General features: G+C 66.7%; 20 protein-coding genes and 1 tRNA gene. 14 read left to right on the top strand and 7 right to left on the bottom strand.

The genetic code is table 11. The features are described from left to right. Positions 1–15: 15 nt before the first annotated feature. Together ACNI3Q_RS11375 and ACNI3Q_RS11370 are read left to right on the top strand one after the other, a co-directional pair. Complete coding sequence (locus tag ACNI3Q_RS11375; protein ID WP_426276773.1) at positions 16–1,461, top strand: ABC transporter substrate-binding protein; 1,446 nt, start codon at positions 16–18, stop codon at positions 1,459–1,461. A gap of 7 nt (positions 1,462–1,468) precedes the next feature. Further along, positions 1,469–1,903 carry a DUF4112 domain-containing protein gene (locus ACNI3Q_RS11370; protein ID WP_426276771.1) on the top strand — a complete coding sequence of 145 codons (435 nt, stop codon included), beginning with the start codon at positions 1,469–1,471 and terminating at the stop codon, positions 1,901–1,903. A gap of 49 nt (positions 1,904–1,952) precedes the next feature. Here the strand turns inward: ACNI3Q_RS11370 and ACNI3Q_RS11365 are convergent, their stop codons facing one another. Both ACNI3Q_RS11365 and nadC read right to left on the bottom strand, forming a co-directional pair. Beyond that, positions 1,953–2,408: a hypothetical protein gene (locus tag ACNI3Q_RS11365; protein ID WP_426276769.1), complete on the bottom strand. Its 456-nt coding sequence runs from the start codon at positions 2,406–2,408 to the stop codon at positions 1,953–1,955. 74 nt (positions 2,409–2,482) lie between these two features. After that, positions 2,483–3,337 carry a carboxylating nicotinate-nucleotide diphosphorylase gene (nadC, locus tag ACNI3Q_RS11360; protein ID WP_426276767.1) on the bottom strand — a complete coding sequence of 285 codons (855 nt, stop codon included), beginning with the start codon at positions 3,335–3,337 and terminating at the stop codon, positions 2,483–2,485. A gap of 161 nt (positions 3,338–3,498) precedes the next feature. Here nadC and ACNI3Q_RS11355 point away from each other — a divergent pair, with 161 nt between their 5' ends. From ACNI3Q_RS11355 to ACNI3Q_RS11330, 6 genes are all read left to right on the top strand, one after another. After that, complete coding sequence (locus ACNI3Q_RS11355) at positions 3,499–5,028, top strand: tryptophan halogenase family protein (protein WP_426276765.1); 1,530 nt, start codon at positions 3,499–3,501, stop codon at positions 5,026–5,028. Beyond that, positions 5,025–6,533, top strand: coding sequence for a tryptophan 7-halogenase (locus ACNI3Q_RS11350; RefSeq protein ID WP_426276763.1), 1,509 nt, complete (start codon positions 5,025–5,027; stop codon positions 6,531–6,533). The genes ACNI3Q_RS11355 and ACNI3Q_RS11350 overlap by 4 nt, the downstream gene beginning before the upstream one ends. 121 nt (positions 6,534–6,654) lie before the next feature. Further along, a complete protein-coding gene (locus ACNI3Q_RS11345) occupies positions 6,655–7,425 on the top strand; it encodes a GDSL-type esterase/lipase family protein (RefSeq protein ID WP_426276761.1) in 771 nt (256 codons plus the stop codon). A gap of 4 nt (positions 7,426–7,429) precedes the next feature. Beyond that, positions 7,430–8,389: a Gfo/Idh/MocA family protein gene (locus tag ACNI3Q_RS11340; protein ID WP_426276759.1), complete on the top strand. Its 960-nt coding sequence runs from the start codon at positions 7,430–7,432 to the stop codon at positions 8,387–8,389. A 130-nt stretch (positions 8,390–8,519) separates the two neighbouring features. Further along, positions 8,520–9,671 carry an aldose epimerase family protein gene (locus ACNI3Q_RS11335; RefSeq protein WP_426276757.1) on the top strand — a complete coding sequence of 384 codons (1,152 nt, stop codon included), beginning with the start codon at positions 8,520–8,522 and terminating at the stop codon, positions 9,669–9,671. A 51-nt stretch (positions 9,672–9,722) separates the two neighbouring features. Continuing rightward, entirely contained in the window at positions 9,723–10,481 is a 759-nt protein-coding gene (locus tag ACNI3Q_RS11330) for a FadR/GntR family transcriptional regulator (protein WP_426276755.1), read from the top strand. 38 nt (positions 10,482–10,519) lie between these two features. On the opposite strand, the gene ACNI3Q_RS11325 is transcribed toward ACNI3Q_RS11330, so the two are convergent. Next, positions 10,520–10,594 (bottom strand) — tRNA-Val (locus ACNI3Q_RS11325). 53 nt (positions 10,595–10,647) lie between these two features. Then, positions 10,648–11,022, bottom strand: coding sequence for a cell cycle two-component system response regulator CpdR (gene cpdR / locus ACNI3Q_RS11320; protein ID WP_260020402.1), 375 nt, complete (start codon positions 11,020–11,022; stop codon positions 10,648–10,650). A 133-nt stretch (positions 11,023–11,155) separates the two neighbouring features. Here cpdR and ACNI3Q_RS11315 point away from each other — a divergent pair, with 133 nt between their 5' ends. Next, positions 11,156–12,013 (top strand): N-formylglutamate amidohydrolase, encoded by an 858-nt coding sequence (locus tag ACNI3Q_RS11315; RefSeq protein WP_426276753.1) that lies wholly within the window; start codon positions 11,156–11,158, stop codon positions 12,011–12,013. Positions 12,014–12,288: 275 nt separating this feature from the next. Here ACNI3Q_RS11315 and ACNI3Q_RS11310 read toward each other — a convergent pair whose 3' ends face one another. Next, positions 12,289–13,086 (bottom strand): SapC family protein, encoded by a 798-nt coding sequence (locus tag ACNI3Q_RS11310; RefSeq protein WP_426276751.1) that lies wholly within the window; start codon positions 13,084–13,086, stop codon positions 12,289–12,291. A gap of 31 nt (positions 13,087–13,117) precedes the next feature. After that, the gene (locus ACNI3Q_RS11305) at positions 13,118–14,605 is read right to left on the bottom strand and encodes an FAD-binding oxidoreductase (protein WP_426277572.1); all 1,488 of its coding nucleotides are present in this window, start codon (positions 14,603–14,605) and stop codon (positions 13,118–13,120) included. 88 nt (positions 14,606–14,693) lie between these two features. Here ACNI3Q_RS11305 and ACNI3Q_RS11300 point away from each other — a divergent pair, with 88 nt between their 5' ends. The 5 genes from ACNI3Q_RS11300 to ACNI3Q_RS11280 all read left to right on the top strand — a co-directional run bounded on the left by ACNI3Q_RS11300 (position 14,694) and on the right by ACNI3Q_RS11280 (position 18,850). Next, a complete protein-coding gene (locus ACNI3Q_RS11300) occupies positions 14,694–15,182 on the top strand; it encodes a hypothetical protein (protein WP_260020406.1) in 489 nt (162 codons plus the stop codon). Between the two features lie 97 nt (positions 15,183–15,279). Further along, positions 15,280–16,692, top strand: a complete 1,413-nt coding sequence (locus tag ACNI3Q_RS11295) for a DEAD/DEAH box helicase (protein WP_426276748.1) — start codon at positions 15,280–15,282, stop codon at positions 16,690–16,692. Between the two features lie 15 nt (positions 16,693–16,707). Continuing rightward, positions 16,708–16,944, top strand: a complete 237-nt coding sequence (locus ACNI3Q_RS11290; RefSeq protein ID WP_426276746.1) for a DUF1289 domain-containing protein — start codon at positions 16,708–16,710, stop codon at positions 16,942–16,944. A gap of 86 nt (positions 16,945–17,030) precedes the next feature. Continuing rightward, positions 17,031–17,963 (top strand): pirin family protein, encoded by a 933-nt coding sequence (locus ACNI3Q_RS11285; RefSeq protein ID WP_426276744.1) that lies wholly within the window; start codon positions 17,031–17,033, stop codon positions 17,961–17,963. Continuing rightward, positions 17,960–18,850, top strand: a complete 891-nt coding sequence (locus tag ACNI3Q_RS11280; RefSeq protein ID WP_426276742.1) for an alpha/beta fold hydrolase — start codon at positions 17,960–17,962, stop codon at positions 18,848–18,850. The genes ACNI3Q_RS11285 and ACNI3Q_RS11280 overlap by 4 nt, the downstream gene beginning before the upstream one ends. Positions 18,851–18,856: 6 nt before the next feature. On the opposite strand, the gene ACNI3Q_RS11275 is transcribed toward ACNI3Q_RS11280, so the two are convergent. Then, positions 18,857–19,885, bottom strand: coding sequence for a DUF2332 domain-containing protein (locus ACNI3Q_RS11275; protein WP_426276740.1), 1,029 nt, complete (start codon positions 19,883–19,885; stop codon positions 18,857–18,859). Positions 19,886–19,900 lie beyond the last annotated feature (15 nt).

The following is a 19,900-nucleotide window of genomic DNA, read 5'->3' as shown; positions in this document are numbered from 1 at the left end:
GCATAGACCAGCGGGATGGCCCGGCTGTCCCCGACCCTGTTTGCGCTGACCGCGTTGCTGGCCGCATCCTGTGGGCGCCGCCCGGACGACATCCCCGTCAGCGTCAGCGTGATCGGCCCCCCGCTGGGCACGGCCAGCCCATATGGCACCCTGATGAGTGAACCACAGCGCGTGCTGGCCGCGGCGACGGCGCAGGGGCTGGTGCGGCTGGATGCCGCCGGAGCGATCGAACCGGGCCTTGCCGCCCGCTGGACCGTGATCGACGATGGCGGCAGCGTCGTGTTCCGCATCGGCGATGCCGAACGCCCCGATGGCCAGACCGTCACGGCAGACGACGCCGCCGCCGCCATCGGCCGTGCCCGACGGCTGCCGGTGGGCCAGTCACTGCTCGCACCGGTCGAAGAGGTCGTCGCCATGACGCCCCAGATCATCGAAATCCGTCTGCGCCGCCCGATGCCGGACCTGTTGCTGCGCCTTGCCCAGCCGGAATTTGCCGTGACCGCGGGGGGCGGCAGCGGGCCGATGCGGATTGCGGATCGGGTGCGCGGTGCCGTCGTCCTTGCCCCCGCCTATGACCCCGCACGGGCGGACGGCGCATCGGATGGGGAGCCTGCACCGGCCGACACGATCCAGTTGCGCGGCGAATCCGCGGCCATTGCGGTCGCCCGATTTGTCCAGCGCCAGAGCGACCTGGTCCTCGGCGGCAGCTATCGCGACTGGCCGCTGGTCGAGCGGATGGGGGCGGGCAACGCCAATATCCGCGTCGATCCGGCCCATGGCCTGTTCGGCCTGGCCGTGACCAGGCGCGAGGGGTTTCTGGCCGATCCAGCCAATCGGGAGGCATTGGCGATGGCGCTGGACCGGGCGGCGATCACCGCCGCCTTCCGCCCCGACTGGCCCGCGATCGACACCATCCTGCCGGCCCCCATGGACTTGGGCCGTGAGCCGACACGGCCTGCCTGGCTGGCGCAGAGCCTTGAGGAACGACAGGCGACGGCCCGGGCACGGGTCAGCATCTGGCGATCGCGCAATGGCGGGCGGAAACCGGTCATCCGGCTGGCCCTGACGCCCGATGGCGGCGGCAACCTGTTATGGGGCAGGATTGGCCCTGCCCTTGCCGCAATCGGCCTGCGCGTTGAGCGCGTTTCGCCCGATGCCGACGCCGATCTGCGCGTGATCGACCGGGTTGCCCCGTCCGATCAGGCGCGCTGGTTCCTTGAAAATGCGTGTCGCCCCTGTGGCAGCGCGGCGCGCGATGCGATTCTGGCCGCGCGGGACGCGGGTGACGCGCAAACCCACCGCGAGCGGCTGGCCGCGGCCGAACTGGCGCTGGTCGATGACCATGCCTATATTCCGATTGCGCGCCCGCTTCGCTGGTCGCTGGTCGCGCTCAGGCTACGCCGGTTTCAAACCAACCCCCGCGCCTGGCATCCGCTGGATCAGCTGCGCGAAGGGAAGTGACCGGACAATGGCTGGTGGCAAGGGACTGGGACGCGAAGAGTTCGCCCGCATGGCGGCAAAGCTGCCGGTCCGCACCGATCCCGCGTCCGTGCGGCGCCGGATCGAGGCGATGGAACACCTGCTCGAACGGTCGATCAAGATTCCCGGCATCAATTACCGCATCGGCCTTGACGTCGCGCTTGACCTGCTGCCCATCGGCGGCACAACCATCGGTGCGATCATGGGCGGTTATATGCTGTGGGAAGCGCGCAACCTGGGCATGGGCAAGGGGGCGATGGTGCGGATGTCGGCCAATGTCGGGTTCGACTGGCTGCTCGGCCTGATCCCGTGGATCGGCGCGGTGCCCGACCTGTTCTTTCGCTCGAACACCCGCAACCTGCGGATCATCCGGCGGCATCTGGACCGGCATCACCCCGCAACCGTGGTGATCGATCAGGATTGAGGTTTGCAGGCGCGGCCTGTGTGGCCGCGCCATGCATTGGCGTGGCAGGTCAGCCAAAGGTGCGGTCGACCGGCTCCTCGTCCCCGTCGCCCCGGAACCATGCCGTCGCATCGGCGCGGAACAGCATGACCGTCGCCGCCAGGGTCAAGCCGACGACCACGACATTGACGACGGTGTTCAGCACGCCGGTCTGCGCCATGTTGATGAACGCTAGCGGCAGCGACAGCACCGAAATGGCGCACAGGATAGTGATGATCCACTTGCCGACGGTGCTCGCTCGCTTGGACACCAGCCACCAGAACAACAGCGAAAACAACACGCCGACCAGCGTGACGCCGCCCAGAATGCCGGGGATCATCCCCGCCATTTCCGGATTGGCGGCAAAGGCCGGATTATCCAGCATCTGCTGATTGGCCGTTTGCCAGCCAAGCCCCACCCCGACGACCCAGACGGCGATCGAGGCCAGGTAGAAACGGTCAAACTGAACGATCGATGCAGGCTTCATGATGTGGATGTCCTCCCCGAAACGGATAAGGCGATCCTAGCGCCAGCCGTTCCGCGCGCAACCGTCCATCCGCCTCAGATCGCGGCAAAATCCAGCCCGATATCGGCGGCAGGGGCAGACTGGGTCAGCCGCCCGACGCTGATATAGGTGACGCCGGTTTCGGCGATCGCGCGAATCGTTTCCAGCCGAACCCCGCCGGATGCCTCGGTCGGCACCCGTCCGCGGACCAAGATCACCGCCCCGCGCAGCGTCGCCGGGTCCATGTTGTCGAGCAGCAAGTGGGTCGCCCCCGCCGCCAGGGCAGGCTCGATCTGATCCACCCGGTCCACCTCGACGATGATCCGCTCGACACCGGCGGCCACGGCGCGGCGCACGGCCTTTTCCACCGATCCGGCGACGGCGACGTGATTGTCCTTGATCATCGCCGCGTCCCACAATCCCATCCGATGATTGGTCGCGCCGCCCATCCGGGTCGCGTATTTCTCGACAATGCGAAGGCCCGGTATGGTCTTTCGCGTGTCCAGCAACGTCGCGCCCGTCCCCTCGATCCGGTCGACATAGCTGCGGGTCAATGTCGCGATGCCGGACAGATGCTGCACCGTGTTCAGCGCAGACCGCTCGGCAGTCAGCATCGCCCGCGCATTTCCGCGCAGCCGCATCAGGTCCGTGCCGGCCGCCACCCGGTCGCCATCCTGAACCAGCCGTTCGATCGCGACATCAGGATCCAGCGCGCGAAAAAACGCCTCTGCAATCGGCAGGCCCGCAACGATGATGGCATCGCGGCTGTCCATCACTCCTTCGAACCGGGCATCGGCGGGGATCACCGCCTCTGACGTCACATCGCGGCCGGTGCCCAAGTCCTCGGCCAGGGTCGCGCGGACAAAGGCGTCAAGGTCGAACCCGTCCAGGGTAAAGGTCGGCAGGGACATTGGCAGCACTCCTGAAACGGCGCGCCGGGTCATGCCGGTCCCCGCGCACACCTGCAAGCCGCTATGGCCGGGTGGCCTGCGACAGGCCGGTGTTTCCGGTCGCGCCGCCCCCGTGCCCATGCCCTCTTTCAGCGCGGTCAGAAACTTGCCACAACGGCAGCATGACAGGCGTTGACGGCGGCATGATCCCGCGCACCCGGGTGGTGGTGCTGGGCGGCGGAACGGCGGGGTGGATGACGGCGGCGGCGCTCATCCGCCATCTCGGCGGCATTGCCGATGTGCACCTGATCGAATCGGCGGAAATCGGGATCGTCGGGGTTGGCGAGGCGACGTTGCCGCACGTCCGCGAATTCGTCACCGGCCTTGGCATTGACGAGGCGGCGTTCATGGCCGCCACCAATGCGACGTTCAAGCTGGGCATCGATTTCCAGGATTTCGGCGCGATCGGCGAACGCTATATCCACCCCTTCGGCACTTATGGTCAGGATCTGGCCGGGGTCGGCTTTCACCATTTCTGGCTGCGCGCGCAGGCAACGGGGGCGAATGTGCCGATCGGCGCCTATTCCATGGGGGTCCGGATGGCAGAGGCGCGGCGCTTCGCCATCCCCGATCTGCGCGATGGCAGCGTCGCTTCGACCTATGGCTATGCCTATCAGTTCGATGCCACCCGCTTTGGGCCGTTCCTGCGCGACTATGCGGTAACGCGCGGCGTGGTGCGGACCGAGGCAAAGGTGGTGGAGGTGATCCGCCATGGCGACAGCGGCGACATTGCTGCGCTCCGGCTGGACAACGGGTCGGTCATCGAGGGCGATCTGTTTGTCGACTGTTCCGGTTTCCGCAGCCTGTTGCTGGGCGAAACCATGGGCGCGGCGTGGGAGGACTGGAGCGGCTGGCTGCCCTGCGATCGTGCCGCCGCCCTGCCCTGCACTTCGCCGCCGGGCGAGATCGAACCCTATACCCGCGCCGTCGCCATGCCCGCCGGGTGGCGCTGGCGCATCCCGTTGCAGCACCGGGTCGGCAATGGCTATGTCTTTTCGTCCAGCCATGTGTCGGAGGATGAGGCGTGCGCCGCGATCCTGGGGGCGGTGGAGGGCAAGCCGCTGGCCGATCCCCGCATCCTGCGCTTTCGGGCCGGACGGCGGCGCGAAAGCTGGGTCGGAAATGTCGTTGCCATCGGCCTTGCCTCCGGCTTTCTGGAGCCGCTGGAATCGACCAGCATCTATCTGGTGCAGATGGCGATCACGCGCCTGATCGACCTGTTCCCGGCCGATGGCATGCACGATGCCGACCGCGCCGAGTTCAACCGGCTGGTCGACATGGAATATGACCGCATCCGGGATTTCCTGATCCTGCATTACAACGCCACGCGCCGCACCGATTCCGATTTCTGGAACCATGTGCGCACCATGGCGCTGCCCGACAGCCTGGCCGACAAGCTGGATCTGTGGCGCCGGGCAGGCCGCGTCAGCAAATATGGCGAGGGGTTGTTTTTCGAGCCGAGCTGGATCGCGGTCTATCTGGGCCAGGGCATTGTGCCCGATGCCTATGACCCCCGTGCCGACCTGCCCCCCGCCGCCGGTCTGAAGGCCGCGCTGGGCGGGCTGGAACGGGAAATCGAGGCGACGGTCGCGCGGATGCCGGGGCACCGTGCCTATCTGGAAAAAGAGGCGGAGCGGCTGGCCGCAGCATGACCGGAACGGGTGCAGCATCGCGGCCTGCGCTGGCACGCATCGCCATTTTCGGTGGCGGCCCGGTGGCGCTGTCGGCCGCGCTCGTGCTGGCGCGCACGCTGCCCGGTGCACAGATCCGGGTGATCGTCCCGCGCGAACCGCAAGGCGCGATCGCCGACATGGCGCATACCGGCCTGCCAATGCTTGGCCGGTTCTTCGAACGGGTCGGGCTGGACGAGGATATGCTGCTCACCCGGACAGGGGCGACGCACCGGCTTGCCTGCCGGTATCGCGGCTGGGGGCCGAACGATCCATGGTTTACGGGCCATGGCGCTGCACCCAATCCCGCTCTGATCGGCGGGTTCGTCGGGCAGGGATCCGGCCGGGCAGGGGCAAGTGCGGAGATGGACCGGCCGGCGGGTCCGGCGGCGGCGTTGGCGGCACTGGGCCGTTTTGCCGAACCGTCCGACGATCCCGCCTCGCCGCTCAGCGACCTTGATTATGCGCTGCGCATCGATCCCGGAGCCTATGTGCGCCTGTTGATGAGTGCTGCACAACAGGCCGGTGTGACGGGCGGGCCGGGCGAACCGGTCGCGCTCGACCGCGATCCGGCGGGCATGATCCGCTCGGTCCGGCTGGCCAATGGCGAGGGGGTGGCGGCCGACCTGTACCTCGATTGCACCGGACCCGGCGCCCGGCTGTTCGCGCTGGCTCAGGCAGACCAGCGGCAGGACTGGACCAGCCAGCTCGGCTGCGACCGGTTGATGCTGCCCGCCCGCCCCGCCCAGCCGATGACAGCGCCCGTCGATGACTGGGTCGCCGTGCCGGAGGGGTGGATTTCGGTTTCGCCGGGGCGCGATCGCACGCATCTGATGCTTGGCTATGCCAGTGCGGCGACGACAGACGACGCCGCTGCGGCCGCGCTTGCGCGCACCACGGGCGCAGAGCCCGGCCCGATCGTTCCCGTCCGTCCCGGCCGGCTGAACGACCCGTTTCAGTTCAATCTGGTGGCGCTTGGCGATGCGGCCGCGTCGCTGGAGCCGCTGGGCTGGACCAACCTGCATCTGGCGATGGGCCAGATCGACCTGCTGGCCGAATTGCTGCCCGGCCGGGACATCATTCCTCAGGAACGGGCGGAATATAACCGGCGCGCCGGGATGCTGGCCGACCGGGTGCGCGATTATGTCGCCGCCCATTACGCGCTGCCCGGCCTGCCCGCCGGCCCCTTCTGGACGCGGGTGGGCACGCTTGACCGGTCGGAAAGCCTTGCGCGCACCCTGGGCGAGTTCACCCGCCGTGCCCGCCTGCCCTATTTCGAGGAGGACAGCGTTTCGCGCGACCTGTGGCTGCAACTCCTGCTCGGCATTGGCATGACGCCGGGGGCCAATGGCAGGCTGCTCGGCACGCCCGATGCGGAACGCCAGGCGGCACAGCAGGCACACCGGCTGGGCGTGGAGGCGGCGATCGCATCGGCCCGCCCCTATTCCGCATGGCTGCAGGACCGGCTGGCCCGTCAGACGGGGTGATCGGCAACCGCGATCATCGGCGATTGCTAAAACCGGGCGGGCTGGGCTAGATCGCTGCGGGATATTATCAGACAAAAGGACGGCGCCCTCGCGCTGTCCAGGATTGCTAGGTGGAGGGATGATGAACCAGGTCGGCACCGGACGCGGCATGCCCATCGCGCGTCGGCACCTGCTGGGACTGGCGGCCGCGCTGCCGCTGACCGGTGTCGCTGGCGCAGCGCAAGTGGGCGATACGGTACCCGGCGAAAGCTGGGACGCGCGCTGGCAGCGCCTGATGCGAGAGGATTATCCCCACCTGTTCCGCTATCGCGCCGAAAATGCCGAAGTGCTGGCGGCCGGAAAGCCCGTGGGCATCGTGTTCATGGGCGATTCGATCACGGAAGGATGGCGCGGCAAGCGACCCGCCTTTTTCTCGGCCGGACGCATCGGACGGGGGATCAGCGGCCAGACGACGCCGCAGATGCTGGCCCGGTTTCAGCAGGATGTGGTCAACCTGAAGCCGCGTTACGTGCATCTGATGGCCGGCACCAACGATATTGCCGGCAACACCGGCCCGATGTCGGCAGAGGACACCCGCAATAACTTCCGCGCGATGGCCGCGATTGCCAAAGTGAACGGCATCGGCCTGATCCTGGCATCGATTCCGCCTGCATCGGCATTTCCATGGCGACCCGGCCTCGACGTGCTGGGGCCCATCGCTGCGCATAATCGCTGGCTGCGTCAGTTCGCCGCCGAGCAGAAGGCGACCTATATCGATTACCACCCCGCCCTTGCCGGGCCGGATGGCGGGATGAAACCGGGCATGGCGGATGATGGCGTCCACCCGACGGATGCAGGCTATGACGTGATGGCCGGCGTCCTGTCCCCGGTGCTCAAGCGGCTGAAGGTCTGATCCGATGGTTGACGCACGCCAGCCTGTCGGGACGGCCGCTTCCCCGCTGCGCATCGGTCTGGTCGGGATCGGCAAGATCGCACGCGATCAGCATCTGCCCTCGATTGCCGATATCCCGGAAATCAGCCTGCTCGCCGCAGCCAGCCGCAGCATGCCGGCCGGCGATCCGCTGATCCGGTATCCCACGCTTCAGGCGATGCTGGAGGGTGAACCGGATCTGGATGCGGTATCGCTGTGCACGCCGCCCCAGGGCCGGTTCGATCAGGCGATGCTGGCGTTGGCGGCCGGAAAGCATCTGATGATCGAAAAACCACCCGGCGCCACGGTGCGGGAGGTCGAGTTGCTGGCCGAGGAAGCGGACCGGCGCGGCGTCACGCTGTTCGCCACATGGCATTCGCGTGAGGCAGCGGGCGTTGAGCCCGCCCGTGCGTGGCTAGCGGACAAGGCTGTGCACAGCGTCTCCATCCGCTGGAAAGAGGATATCCGGGTGTGGCACCCCGGACAGGACTGGATCCTGCAGCCGGGTGGCCTTGGCGTGTTCGATCCCGGCATCAATGCCCTGTCGATCCTGACCCGCATCCTGCCGCAGCCTGTGCGGGTCGAGGCGGCACGGCTGGATTTCCCCGCCAACCGCTTTGCCCCGATCGCCGCCCGGCTTGCCCTTCGTTCAGGCGACACGCCAGTCGATGCCGATTTCGATTTTCTGCAGACGGGGCCGCAAAGTTGGGACATGGTCGTCAGCACTGATGCCGGCGATCTGACGTTGTCGATGGGCGGATCGGTGCTCAGGGTCGGCGATGAGGCGGAACAGCACGCCCCCGATCATGAATATCGCCGCCTGTATCGCCGCTTTGCGGAACTGGTGCACACGGGCGCAAGCGATGTCGACCTTTCGCCCATAAAGCTGGTTGCCGACGCCTTTCTGCTGGGCGAACGGCGCAGCGTCGAACCATTTCAATTCTAGGATTGTTAGCGCAATCATTTATACTTGTGCGGACCTGAAGAGCGTGCGAACCGCCGGGTGGAACACCGATCCACGCTGGCCTGCCAACAGAAACGGGAAAGGGAGAGGACGGATGCGGAAGGGTTTGTTGATGGCGATGGCATTTGGCGTGACGGCGGCAGGATGCTCGGGCGGCGGGGATGCGGGCAATGGCACCGAAGCGGCCAGCGCGCCGGCCGATACGGGCATCACCATCACGGACAAGGCGATGGAAAACCTGCCGGACGGCCGGTTCGTCACCAAATGGGAATTGCGCAACAAAAGCGGCGCGGGCCTGACCATCATGGATCTTGGCGCGACCATCCTGACGCTGGACGTGCCGGATCGCGACGGCAAGCTGGCCGATGTCAATTTCGGCTTTGACACCGCAGCGCCCTACCTGACCGACAGCCCGTATTTCGGCGCGGTCGTCGGCCGCTTTGCCAACCGCATTGCCAAGGGGCAGTTCACGCTGGACGGCAAAAGCTATCAGCTGGCGACCAACAACGCGCCCAATCACCTGCATGGCGGCGAGGTCGGGTTTGACAAGTCGCTCTGGTCCGGCCGCCGCGTCGATACCGCCGATGGCCCGGGCGTCCGCTTCACCCTGGTCAGCCCGGACGGGGATCAGGGATATCCGGGTCAGGTGACGGCCACCGTCACCTATGTCTGGACCGACGACAATCGGCTGATCGTCGATTATGGCGCCGAAACGACCAAGGCGACGCCGTTCAACATTTCCCAGCACGCCTATTTCAACCTGGCTGGCGTCAACGCAAAGACGGTGCTGGATCACACGCTCAAACTGAATGCCGACCGCTATCTGCCCACCGATCCGACGGCGATCCCGACGGGCGAGCTGGCTCCGGTCGAAGGGACACCGTTCGATTTCCGCACCGCCAAACCGATCGGCCGCGACATCGGGGCCAAGCATCCGCAGATCGTGATCGGCAAGGGATATGACCATAACTGGGTGCTGAACGGTTCGGGAATGCGCGAGGCCGCAGTGCTTGCTGATCCGGGTTCCGGCCGCGTGCTCACCATTTCGACCAACGAGCCGGGCATCCAGTTCTATTCCGGCAATTTCCTGGACGGCAGCGTGACGGGCAAGGGCGGCAATGCCTATCCCTTCCGCTCGGCAGTTGCGCTTGAAACCCAGCATTTCCCGGATTCGCCGAACCAGCCCGGCTTTCCCGACGCGATCCTGCGCCCGGGCAAGCCCTATGCCAGCCGCACGATCTTTGCGTTCTCGACCGCAAAATAGGGCCGGGACGCCCGCTTGCCGTCAACGGTCATGCGCCGTAACACAGGCGACATGACCGCTGATATCGAGACTGCGCTGGATTTTGCTGAGCCTGGTCTCGGGCGTCGCACCCGCGCCATTGTCGAGGGGATGGGCACCGCCATCGTCACCGGTGTCCATGCCCCCGGCGAATTGCTGCCGGTGGAGGCGGAACTTGGCGTCCGATACGGCGCCAGCCGGTCCGTGCTGCGCGAGGCGATCAAGGTGCTGAATGCCAAGGGGCTGGTCACCGCCCGGCCCCGGCTGGGCACGTCCGTCACTCAGCCTTCGCAATGGAACCTGTTCGATCCGGATGTGCTGCGCTGGACGCTGCGCCGCAATTTCTCGCTGCCGCTGCTGATCGAGTTCACGATGGTGCGGCTGGGGATCGAGCCGCTGGCAGCCGCCATGGCGGCCCGCCGGGGCAGTGCAGAGGCGCACGAGCGCATCCGTGCCGGCTTTGCGCGAATGTCGGCCGCTCATCGCGGGGCCGATGATCCGCTGGCCGCCGATATCGCCTTCCACCTCGCGATCCTCGATGCCAGCGGCAACAGCTTTTACTGCCGCCTGAAGCCGCTGGTATCGGCGGCACTGCACTTTTCCATCCGCTACACTGACAATATCGCCAGGGATGAAGAGGCAAAGCTGGCGCAGCACCGGGAGGTGATGGAGGCGATCCTGTCGCGCGATGCGGATCGGTCCGAACAGACGGCCCGTACGCTGCTGCTTGATGCCAAGGCGCTGATGGAAGGGGGCCTGGACCCCATGCAGATCGAGGGTGCTGCGGCGTAAAAAACCCCGCCGCCTGGGTCAGGCAGCGGGGCTTTTCATGGTGGGCGTGGCAAGGATTGAACTTGCGACCCCTGCGATGTCAACACAGTGCTCTACCACTGAGCTACACGCCCGCCGGGATGCGGGCTTTAGCCAGCGAACAAGCCGCTGGCAAGCGGCATCTTGATCAAATCGCCCCGCTATCGTCCCGCGCGAACAGCCGGTCCACCTCCAGCACCAGATCGCGCAGGTGAAACGGCTTGGACAGGATGCGCGCATTGGGCAGCGCCTTGCCCGCCTTCAGCGTCACGGCAGCAAATCCGGTGATGAACATGACCCGCAGGTCAGGCGCGATCACGCCCGCCCGCTGCGCCAGTTCGATGCCGTCCATTTCCGGCATGACGATGTCGGTGAGCAGCAGGTCGAACGGCTCATTTTCCAGCAGCGGGATCGCGTCGGTCCCCCGATCGACCGCCGAAACGGCATAGCCGGAGCGCTCAAGCGCACGCGTCAGATATTCGCGCATGCCGCGATCATCCTCGGCGAGCAGGATACGGTACATGGTTTCTCCGGTGTCAGGCGGCCCTATTCGCCCATTTTATGCGGCAAGCCCTTAAGATTTTCCAGCCCGTCCCTGCCGTGGCGTTCTTTCGGGGGGTTGGCGCGCGGACAGCCCGCGGGCTAGCATTCGCGCCGTGCAGCCCGGCGAGTCGTCCCATAGCCATGATCTGATCGGTCCGGTTGATCCGGAAACGCCGCTGGTGCTGTCGGTTCCGCACGCTGGGCGCGATTATCCGCCATCGCTCTGCGCTGCCCTTGGCGTGCCGCTGGCGGCGCTGATGCCGCTGGAGGACCGGTACGTCGATGCCGTGGCGCTGGCCGTGCGGGTTGCCGAAACCCTGGTCATCGCCCGACGCGCCCGCGCCTGGATCGACCTTAATCGCGGGGAGGACGAACGCGATCCGTCGATCGAGGAGGCCGGCATTGCCCAGCGCCTGCCGAACCGGTCGCCCCGCGTCCGCAGCGGCCTTGGCCTGGTGCCGCGCCGTGCGGTGGGCAGCGGCCCGATCTGGCGCCGCCGCTGGCTGGCGACAGAGATCGAGGCAAGGATCGAGGAGGACCACCGGCCCTATCACCGCACGATTGCCACGCTGCTGGCCCGGGCGCGACAACGATTCGGCGTCGCCGTGCTGATCGACCTGCATTCCATGCCGCCATTGATGCCCGCCGGCAGCGCGCCGCAACTGGTGATCGGCGACAGGTTCGGTCGTTCCGCCTCGCCCCGCCTGGTGTCGCGAATCGAGGATGCGGCGCGATCGACCGGGCTGCGCGTTGCGCTGAACGCACCCTATGCCGGCGGGCATCTGCTTGATCGGCACGCCGCACCGGCGTCCGGCATCCAGGCGGTGCAGATCGAGCTGGACCGGACGCTGTACCTCGATCACCGGCTGGATCAGCCGGGACCGGGGCTGGACCGAACGACCGCCGCCCTGCGCGCTTTGCTGGATGCCGTGCTGGACGAAGTGATGCCGCAGCGGCTCGCCGCCGAATAATCCCGACGGCACATAAAAAACCACCTCGCGCAATGCACGAGGTGGCCAAGGTTCAGGGAGGAGACACGCCAAGGCGTGCCACGCAGGTCCGCGAAAGGGGGAACACGGAACCGCTGCGCAAGACCAACATAGGCAAGGCTGGATTGCTGTTCAAGGGGGCGGCTCGGCGCGCTTTGCGGCGCTTTCGCTCCCATCGGTCGTCGCGAACGGGCCACGAATCAAATGGGCGGCAGATGATCGCTCATCCGCCGCCCACGTTTAGAGTGTCAGCGCGGTCAGGCCTGGGCAGGCGCCGGATTGGCCGTGAACTCGACGCCGGGGATCTTGCCCTGGATCGCCTGACGCTCGAACAGCTGCTGCGCGTGACCGAGCGAGAAGAGATGCGCGTAAACGAGCGGCAACATGCCGTTCTGCGACATTTTGCGCAGCTGATCGCCGCGCAGGTCAGCAAGCTTGCGCTCATCGACCATCTTGAACCCGCGATAGATAAATGGCTGCGGCGCGCCTTCGGGCTGGATGGAAATCTCGCCGTCCATCAGCAGATCGAGCGCCTTCAGCTCCTGCATGAAGGCGTTGGTCTTCATGCCCGCCTGTTCGAACTGCTCGTTGAACTGCAGCACAGCCTCGGTCAGCTGGCTTGGCTTGCCATCGGTGAACAGCGGTTCGCCATCCTCGAACGCGCCGATCGTGTCGGTCGTCGGATCGAAGCAGAGCGACAATTCATCGGAATTGGGACGAAGCCGGGCCAGCAGGAACGGATAGCGACGGACATAGGCCGGGATGTACAGGCCCTGCTCGGTCACCTGACCCTGTTCGTCGAAGAACAGGTTCACGCCCTCGTTCAGGCCGTACAGCGCCAGCGGCACGGGATCGTCGCCGACCGAAAACACGATCGGCTGGCTCCGCTGCACCAGCGGAAATTCCTCGACCGTCAGCGGGACGGCATGGGTATTGACCATGAACCGCGCACCGGGCGACCGGCGCAGCTTGAACGCCGCATGGGTCTCGCTCGAAAGCGGGGTCAGCTCATTATAGAACAGCGGCAACGACTGGTTTTGCGGCGCGGTGGCCATCCCGATCTCCTGAATCAACGTTCCCGCGCGTCTATGGCACCGGGGCCTCGCCCGCAAGCCTGACCAGTTTCCCCGGATTGAACAGTCCGGCCGGGTCCAGCCCCGCCTTGATCGCCCGCATTGCCGCCAGGCGCGCCGGGGGGGCCAGCCGCTCCAGTTCGGCGATCTTCATCTGGCCGATGCCATGCTCGGCCGAAATCGATCCGCCCGCCGCCGTCACCAGATCATGGACGAACCGGGTGATGACGGGCGCGTCCGTGGCATACCAGCGATCCCGATCCGCACCGTGCGGCGCGCGGACGTGAAAATGCACATTGCCGTCGCCCAGATGGCCGAATGCGGTGGCGTGCGTCCCGGGAAAGCGCGCTTCTGCCGCAGCCGCCGCCTCAATCATGAAGCGCGGCATGACCGGCACCGGAACCGAAATGTCGTGCTGAACCGCCGGTCCGGAGGCACGCTCCGCCTCCGACAGCGAATCGCGGATGCGCCACAGCGCGTCTGCCTGCGCCTCGCTCGCCGCGATCATCGCGTCGCGGATCAGGCCGCCCGACAGCGCGTCGGCCAGCACGGGTTCCAGCACGGCCGCCGGATCGGGCAGCACGGCAAGGTCGGTCGACACCGCCTCGATCAGCACGTGCCAGGGGTGCGTTCCGGCGATCGGCGACCGCGTTCCCGGAATATGCCGCAACACCAGCGCCAGCGAATCGCCGGGGATGATCTCGAACCCCTCCACCGCCTGCCCCCGCGCCTCGCACGCACGCAGCAGCGTGAGTGCCGCATCCGGACTATCCAGCCCGACCCAGGCGACCGCCCGTGCCGCGATTGCGGGCACCAGGCGCAGGGAAGCCGCCGTGATGACGCCCAGCGTCCCTTCGGCCCCGATCAACAGCTGATTGAGGTCATATCCCCGATTGTCCTTTTTCAACGGGATCAGCCCGTCATGCACCGACCCGTCGGGCAGAACCGCCTCGACCCCCGCGGTCAGCGCGCGCATCGTGCCGAATCGCAGCACCTGCGTGCCACCGGCATTGGTGGACACCAGGCCGCCGATCGTGGCGCTGCCCCGCGCGCCAAGCGTCAGGGGAAAGCGCCGGCCCGCGGCGGCAGCGGCATCATGCAGGTCAGCCAGGATCACGCCAGCCTCTGCCACTGCCAAGCCCGTTTCCGCATCCAGCGACCGGATGGCCCGCATCCGGCGCAGCGACAGGATCAGCGCCGACCCGTCGGGCGGCGGCGTTGCCCCGCCCACCATGGACGTATTGCCCCCCTGCGGCACCAGCGGAACGCCGTGATCGGCAGCGGCGCGGACGATCATCGCCACTTCCGCCGTCGTGGCCGGCGACAGGATCGCCGGTGCGATGCCGTCATACCGGCCGCGCCAGTCATGCAGCCAGGGATCGATGGTCAGCGGATCGGTGATGATCGCCTGCGGTGGCAGCCGCGCTGCCAGCACGTCCAGCAGCGCCGCCTGTGCCGGGGTCGGGGCGGCGATTTCCGCCGATGCCGGTCGCGCATTCATAGCCATACGTCAAAACCCCTAGCATGGCTTTCGCCCTTGCGGCCAGTTCATCCGCAGTTCAAAACCCCCGCTCCATGATGTCAGAGGTATGACGATCTCGAACCCGTTTACATGGCTGATGATCGCGGTGACGGGCGCCCTGCTGCCCGGTGCGCCGCCCGATCCGCCGGTTCAGGGCCAGCGCCGCGTCGTCACGACCACCATGAGCATCCAGCGAATCGTCATCCGGGTGCCGAACACCACCGCATTGGCCGCCAGCGTCAGCCCGGCATCCTCCCGCGCGCCCGCCCCGCCGCCGATCACCTGGGTGGAAAAGCGCGCGGGCCGCTGTCTGCCGCTGGGAGAGATTGCCGCTGCCACGATCACGCGTCCGGATAGCGTCGACCTGGTGATGAGCGGCGGCAAACGGGTGCGCGCGCGGCTGGGTAGCGATTGCCCGGCACTCAATTTCTATTCCGGCGTCTATCTAAAGCCGGCCAGCGACGGCAAAATCTGCGCCGAGCGCGATTGGGTGCGTTCCCGCTCCGGCGGGCAGTGCCAGATCAATTCCTTTCACGCCCTGGTTCCCGCGCAATAGCCACCGAACACCCTCAACGCTTGACATTCAGGCATAAATCCGCGAGCGCCGATGCGGCGGCGCGACCATTCGGCGTGCCCATTTTCCGGACATTTGCATGAGCTTTGCCGATCTCGGCCTCTCCGATGAACTTTTGAAGGCGGTGTCCACGGCCGGCTATAGCGAGCCGACGCCCATCCAGGCACAGGCCATTCCGTCCGTGCTGATGATGCGCGACCTGATCGCGATCGCGCAGACGGGCACCGGCAAGACCGCCAGCTTCGTCCTGCCGATGATCGACATCCTGGCGCAGGGCCGCACCCGCGCGCTGATGCCGCGCAGCCTGATCCTGGAGCCGACGCGTGAGCTTGCCGCTCAGGTGGCGGAGAATTTCGAGAAGTACGGCAAGAACCACAAGCTTTCGATGGCCCTGCTGATCGGCGGCGTTCAGATGGGCGATCAGGTCAAGGCGCTGGAGCGCGGCGTCGATGTGCTGATCGCCACGCCGGGTCGCCTGATGGACCTGTTCGAACGCGGCAAGATCCTGCTGACCGGCTGTTCCATGCTCGTCATCGACGAGGCGGACCGAATGCTCGACATGGGCTTCATCCCGGACATCGAAACGATCTGTTCGAAGCTGCCGGTCAATCGCCAGACGCTGCTGTTTTCGGCAACGATGCCGCCGCCGATCAAGAAGCTGGCGGACAAGTTCCTGTCGAACCCCAAGACGATCGAGGTCGCCCGCCCCGCGACGACCAACACGAACATCACGCAATATATCGTGCAGACCAGCGCGATGAAAAAGCGCGACGTGCTGCGCGGCCTGCTTCAGTCCGAAGACGTGCAGACGGGCATCGTGTTCTGCAATCGCAAGACGACCGTCCGCGAACTGAACAAGAGCCTGAAGCGGCACGGGTTCCGATCCGGGGAAATCCATGGCGACATGGATCAATCCTCGCGAATCGCCGAACTGGACCGGTTCAAGGCGGGCGAGATCAACATCCTGGTCGCCAGCGACGTCGCGGCACGCGGTCTGGACGTCAAGGGCGTCAGCCACGTTTTCAATTTCGATGCGCCCTGGCATCCGGACGATTATGTCCACCGCATCGGCCGCACCGGCCGGGCGGGCGCAAAGGGCACCGCCTATACCTTCGTCACGGCGGAGGATGCGGAAAACATCGCCAATATCGAAAAGCTGACGGGCCAGCAGATCCCGCGGCTCGACCGGACGCCAGCAACTATCGCTGATGCGCCCGTCGGCAGCGAAGCGGACAAGCCGGCCGAGGGCGACGCCCCGCGCCGTCGCCGATCGCGCGGCAAGGGGGCCGATGCACCGGTCAAGGCAGCGGCACCGGAACCAGCAGAACGCGCAGAGCGAACAGAGCGGGCACCGCGTCCTGCGGCGCCGCGCCGGCAGGAACCGGCCGCGCGCCCGGAACGGCGCGATCACCGCGCGGCCGCTGATGACGGCCCCGACGATGGCTGGAACGGCCCGTTCCCTGCGTTTCTTGAGGTCACGCTCGGCCGCTGAGCCGGAGCGCCTGCCATGCAAGCAGACGATGACTTTGCGGACTATGTGGCGCCAGAGGGGGTGATGAGCCCTTGCACGGGGGTTTGCCGTCTTGATCCGGCAACCGGCTGGTGCCTTGGCTGTGGCCGGACCGGTCAGGAAATCGCCGTCTGGCGCGACGCCGGTGACGATGAACGCCGTGCGATCCTGAACCGGCTGAATCATCGACTGACGGTTCTGGCGCAAGCGGGCTCGCCCGCCGGCCTGAACTGATCACAAGGCAAATGGGGCGACTTGCGCCCCGCCTCGCGCTATTCTGATCGTCGACCCGCGATTCCGCGCCAGAAGAAAGATATCCGATGAGCGACTGGACCGATTTCGGAGCCGATGCGGCTGCCGACAGCCTGATTCATCAGGTGATCCGCCCGACCAGCCATGACCTTGGCGGGTTCAAGGTGCATCGCACCCTGCCCTCCCGTCCGCGGACCATGGTGGGTCCGTTCATCTTTTTCGACCAGATGGGCCCCGCCCGCCTGCCCAAGGGCGAGGGAATCGACGTGCGGCCGCATCCGCATATCAACCTGTCGACCGTCACCTATCTGTTCGGCGGGGCGATCGACCATCGCGATTCGCTCGGCACCTTTGCCACGATCGAGCCAGGTGCGGTCAACCTAATGACTGCGGGGCGCGGCATCGTCCATTCCGAACGCTCGCCCGGCGCGGAACGCGCGCATGGACCGGAGCTGTCCGGCATCCAGACCTGGCTCGCCCTGCCCGATTATCTGGAGGAGACGGATCCCGCGTTCCAGCATGTGCCGCGCGCCGAATTGCCGGTGCTGGAGGATTCGGGCGTGCGGGCGCGCATCATCATGGGCACGCTATGGGGTCGCACCGCGCCGACCACGACCCATGCCGGCACCATCTATGCCGACATCCTGCTCGGCGCCGGGGCCAGCGTGCCGATCGATGCCGATGCGGACGAACGCTGCATCTATGTGGCGATGGGCGATGCGACGCTGGACGGCATGACGCTGGAGCCGCAACTGCTGTATGTGCTGCGCCCCGGCATCGCCGCCACGCTGACCAGCAGCAGCGGCGGCCGCATCATGCTGGCGGGCGGCGAAGCCTTTCGCACCGAGCGCCATGTCTGGTGGAACTTCGTTTCTTCCAGCCGCGACCGGATCAACGAGGCAAAGCGCGCGTGGAAGGCCGGAGAGTTTCCGACCGTGCCCGGTGATGACAAGGAATATATCCCCATCCCGGAAGTGCCCAAGACGGTCAGCTATCCGTGAGCACCGGGCAGCACCGGATCGCGCTTGCCACCGGCGTTGCACTGGATGTGTGGACGGCGGGCGATCCTGCCGCCCCCGCCATGATCTTTCTGCACGGCTTTCCCGAATCGCACCGCACCTGGCGGCATCAGATGGCCGAATTTTCCCGCGACCATTTCGTCGTCGCGCCCGATCAGCGCGGCTATGCCCGGTCGGACAAGCCGGTGGACGTCGCAGCCTATGCGCCCGAACATCCCGTTGCCGACCTGATCGCTCTGGCCGATCATCTGGGCATCGGCCGGTTCACTTTGGTGGGGCATGACTGGGGCGGTGCTATCGCCTGGATGGCCGCATTGCGCCATGCCGACCGGATCGAACGGCTGATCATCGCCAATGCGCCGCACCCGCTGATCTTTCAGCGGACATTGTTCGACGATGCGGACCAGCGCGCCGCCAGCCAGTATATCACTGCGTTCCGCAATCCGGGGATCGAGGCGCATCTGGATGCGATTGGCCTGTCCGCGTTTTTCGACACCAGTTTTGCCCGGCATGCCGATCCCGCGCTGCTGGTCGGGGAAAAGTCGGCCTATCTCGACGAATGGTCGCAACCGGGCGCAATCACCGCCATGCTGAACTGGTATCGGGCCAGTGCGATCGAGGTGCCGGCAATCGGCGAGGCGCCCGCGCGACCCGCCTGGCTGGACGGCCCGTTCCCGCCGATCGCCATGCCGACCCTGGTCATCTGGGGCATGAAGGACAGCGCGCTGTTGCCCTGTCAGCTTGACGGTCTGGACGCACTTGTTCCGAACCTCCGCATTACGCGGATCGAACAGGCGGGCCATTTCGTGCCGTGGGAGGCACCCGAGGCCCTCAACGCCGCCATCCGGGACTGGTTGACCGCAAGCTGAGCAGGGTCAGCCGGTCCAGTCGACCCAGGCGCCATGGGCATGGCTGGTCCCCAGCACCCGCCGCGTTCCATCCGGCCACAGCGTCAGGGCGATTTCCACACAGGATCGCCCCTCGTCCCATTCAAAGCTGATCCAGACCAGCGGCCGCGCAGCCGTTGCCGCCCGCCCGGCCGCAGCCATTGCCCGCGCCACCCGATCCCGCCTGGCGGCGTCCAGATACTGCAGGACGATGGAATGAAACACCGCGCGGCCAGTCCCTTCGGCCTGCGGCAGGGCAAGCTGCGCCTCAAGCCAGTCGGCGGCATCGCCCCGGTCGATGCGCGGTGGATATACGGCGGCCATCGCCAGCGCCGCCTCCAGCCGCGCCATCCGTTCCGTCTGATCGGGCCAGCAATAGGCGCGCAGCCGCTCCTTTGTCCCCTCGTCCAGCGGATCGAGCGGGTCGCGATCCACCCCGCGCGTCTGTGTCACCTGCACCAGGGCGGCCGGTGGCGGCGGCCCGCGCCATGACGGCGCAATGCGGAGCAGGCTGAGCGCATTACCGGCGCGAACGCCGCCAAGATCATAGGCAAAACGATGCAGATTGAGGTTGAGGCCAGCGCTCGATCCCAGCTCCAGCAGCTCGAACGGCATCGGAAATCGCGCTGCCGCACACAACAGCGCGGCCATGATCGGCCCTGCGCGATACACTTCGTTCGTCTGGGGCGGGGACTGCATCCATTCCGCGACCCAATCGTCATGCGCCGCCAGCGTCGCCCCGATCACGGCATCGAAATCGCCGTCCAGTGCGTGATAGAGCGCAACCAGCGCCGGATTGACCCGCCTGCGGGCAAGCGCGTGCATGGCCCCCGAAAAGCGCAACGCAACCGCCGCCTCGCTCCGGCTACCCGGCCAATCGGCGATCATCTGGGCCGTCCGCGGGCCCTGGAACAGGATCCGCGCGCCCGCCTCCAGCACCGATGCGGTAAAGGGCGACTGCATCGTGCGGCAGATCGCTGCCTGCCGCTGGAATTCGCCACCATCGCCGCTCGTCATCCCAGCGTTTCCAAG

Origin of the sequence: Sphingomonas eleionomae (assembly GCF_049889035.1) — a bacterium.
Classification (GTDB): domain Bacteria; phylum Pseudomonadota; class Alphaproteobacteria; order Sphingomonadales; family Sphingomonadaceae; genus Sphingomonas.
Note: the sequence above shows the minus strand (reverse complement) of the source record. Positions and strands in the feature narration are given on the sequence as shown.

Bases quoted from the DNA above. Each gene is read 5' to 3' on its own strand.
- ACNI3Q_RS11375 (WP_426276773.1), top strand. From the start codon at position 16: ATGGCCCGGCTGTCCCCGACCCTGTTTGCGCTGACCGCGTTGCTGGCC.
- ACNI3Q_RS11370 (WP_426276771.1), top strand. From the start codon at position 1,469: ATGGCTGGTGGCAAGGGACTGGGACGCGAAGAGTTCGCCCGCATGGCG.
- ACNI3Q_RS11365 (WP_426276769.1), bottom strand. From the start codon at position 2,408: ATGAAGCCTGCATCGATCGTTCAGTTTGACCGTTTCTACCTGGCCTCG.
- nadC (WP_426276767.1), bottom strand. From the start codon at position 3,337: ATGTCCCTGCCGACCTTTACCCTGGACGGGTTCGACCTTGACGCCTTT.
- ACNI3Q_RS11355 (WP_426276765.1), top strand. From the start codon at position 3,499: ATGACAGGCGTTGACGGCGGCATGATCCCGCGCACCCGGGTGGTGGTG.
- ACNI3Q_RS11350 (WP_426276763.1), top strand. From the start codon at position 5,025: ATGACCGGAACGGGTGCAGCATCGCGGCCTGCGCTGGCACGCATCGCC.
- ACNI3Q_RS11345 (WP_426276761.1), top strand. From the start codon at position 6,655: ATGAACCAGGTCGGCACCGGACGCGGCATGCCCATCGCGCGTCGGCAC.
- ACNI3Q_RS11340 (WP_426276759.1), top strand. From the start codon at position 7,430: ATGGTTGACGCACGCCAGCCTGTCGGGACGGCCGCTTCCCCGCTGCGC.
- ACNI3Q_RS11335 (WP_426276757.1), top strand. From the start codon at position 8,520: ATGGCGATGGCATTTGGCGTGACGGCGGCAGGATGCTCGGGCGGCGGG.
- ACNI3Q_RS11330 (WP_426276755.1), top strand. From the start codon at position 9,723: ATGACCGCTGATATCGAGACTGCGCTGGATTTTGCTGAGCCTGGTCTC.
- cpdR (WP_260020402.1), bottom strand. From the start codon at position 11,022: ATGTACCGTATCCTGCTCGCCGAGGATGATCGCGGCATGCGCGAATAT.
- ACNI3Q_RS11310 (WP_426276751.1), bottom strand. From the start codon at position 13,086: ATGGCCACCGCGCCGCAAAACCAGTCGTTGCCGCTGTTCTATAATGAG.
- ACNI3Q_RS11305 (WP_426277572.1), bottom strand. From the start codon at position 14,605: ATGAATGCGCGACCGGCATCGGCGGAAATCGCCGCCCCGACCCCGGCA.
- ACNI3Q_RS11300 (WP_260020406.1), top strand. From the start codon at position 14,694: ATGACGATCTCGAACCCGTTTACATGGCTGATGATCGCGGTGACGGGC.
- ACNI3Q_RS11295 (WP_426276748.1), top strand. From the start codon at position 15,280: ATGAGCTTTGCCGATCTCGGCCTCTCCGATGAACTTTTGAAGGCGGTG.
- ACNI3Q_RS11290 (WP_426276746.1), top strand. From the start codon at position 16,708: ATGCAAGCAGACGATGACTTTGCGGACTATGTGGCGCCAGAGGGGGTG.
- ACNI3Q_RS11285 (WP_426276744.1), top strand. From the start codon at position 17,031: ATGAGCGACTGGACCGATTTCGGAGCCGATGCGGCTGCCGACAGCCTG.
- ACNI3Q_RS11275 (WP_426276740.1), bottom strand. From the start codon at position 19,885: ATGACGAGCGGCGATGGTGGCGAATTCCAGCGGCAGGCAGCGATCTGC.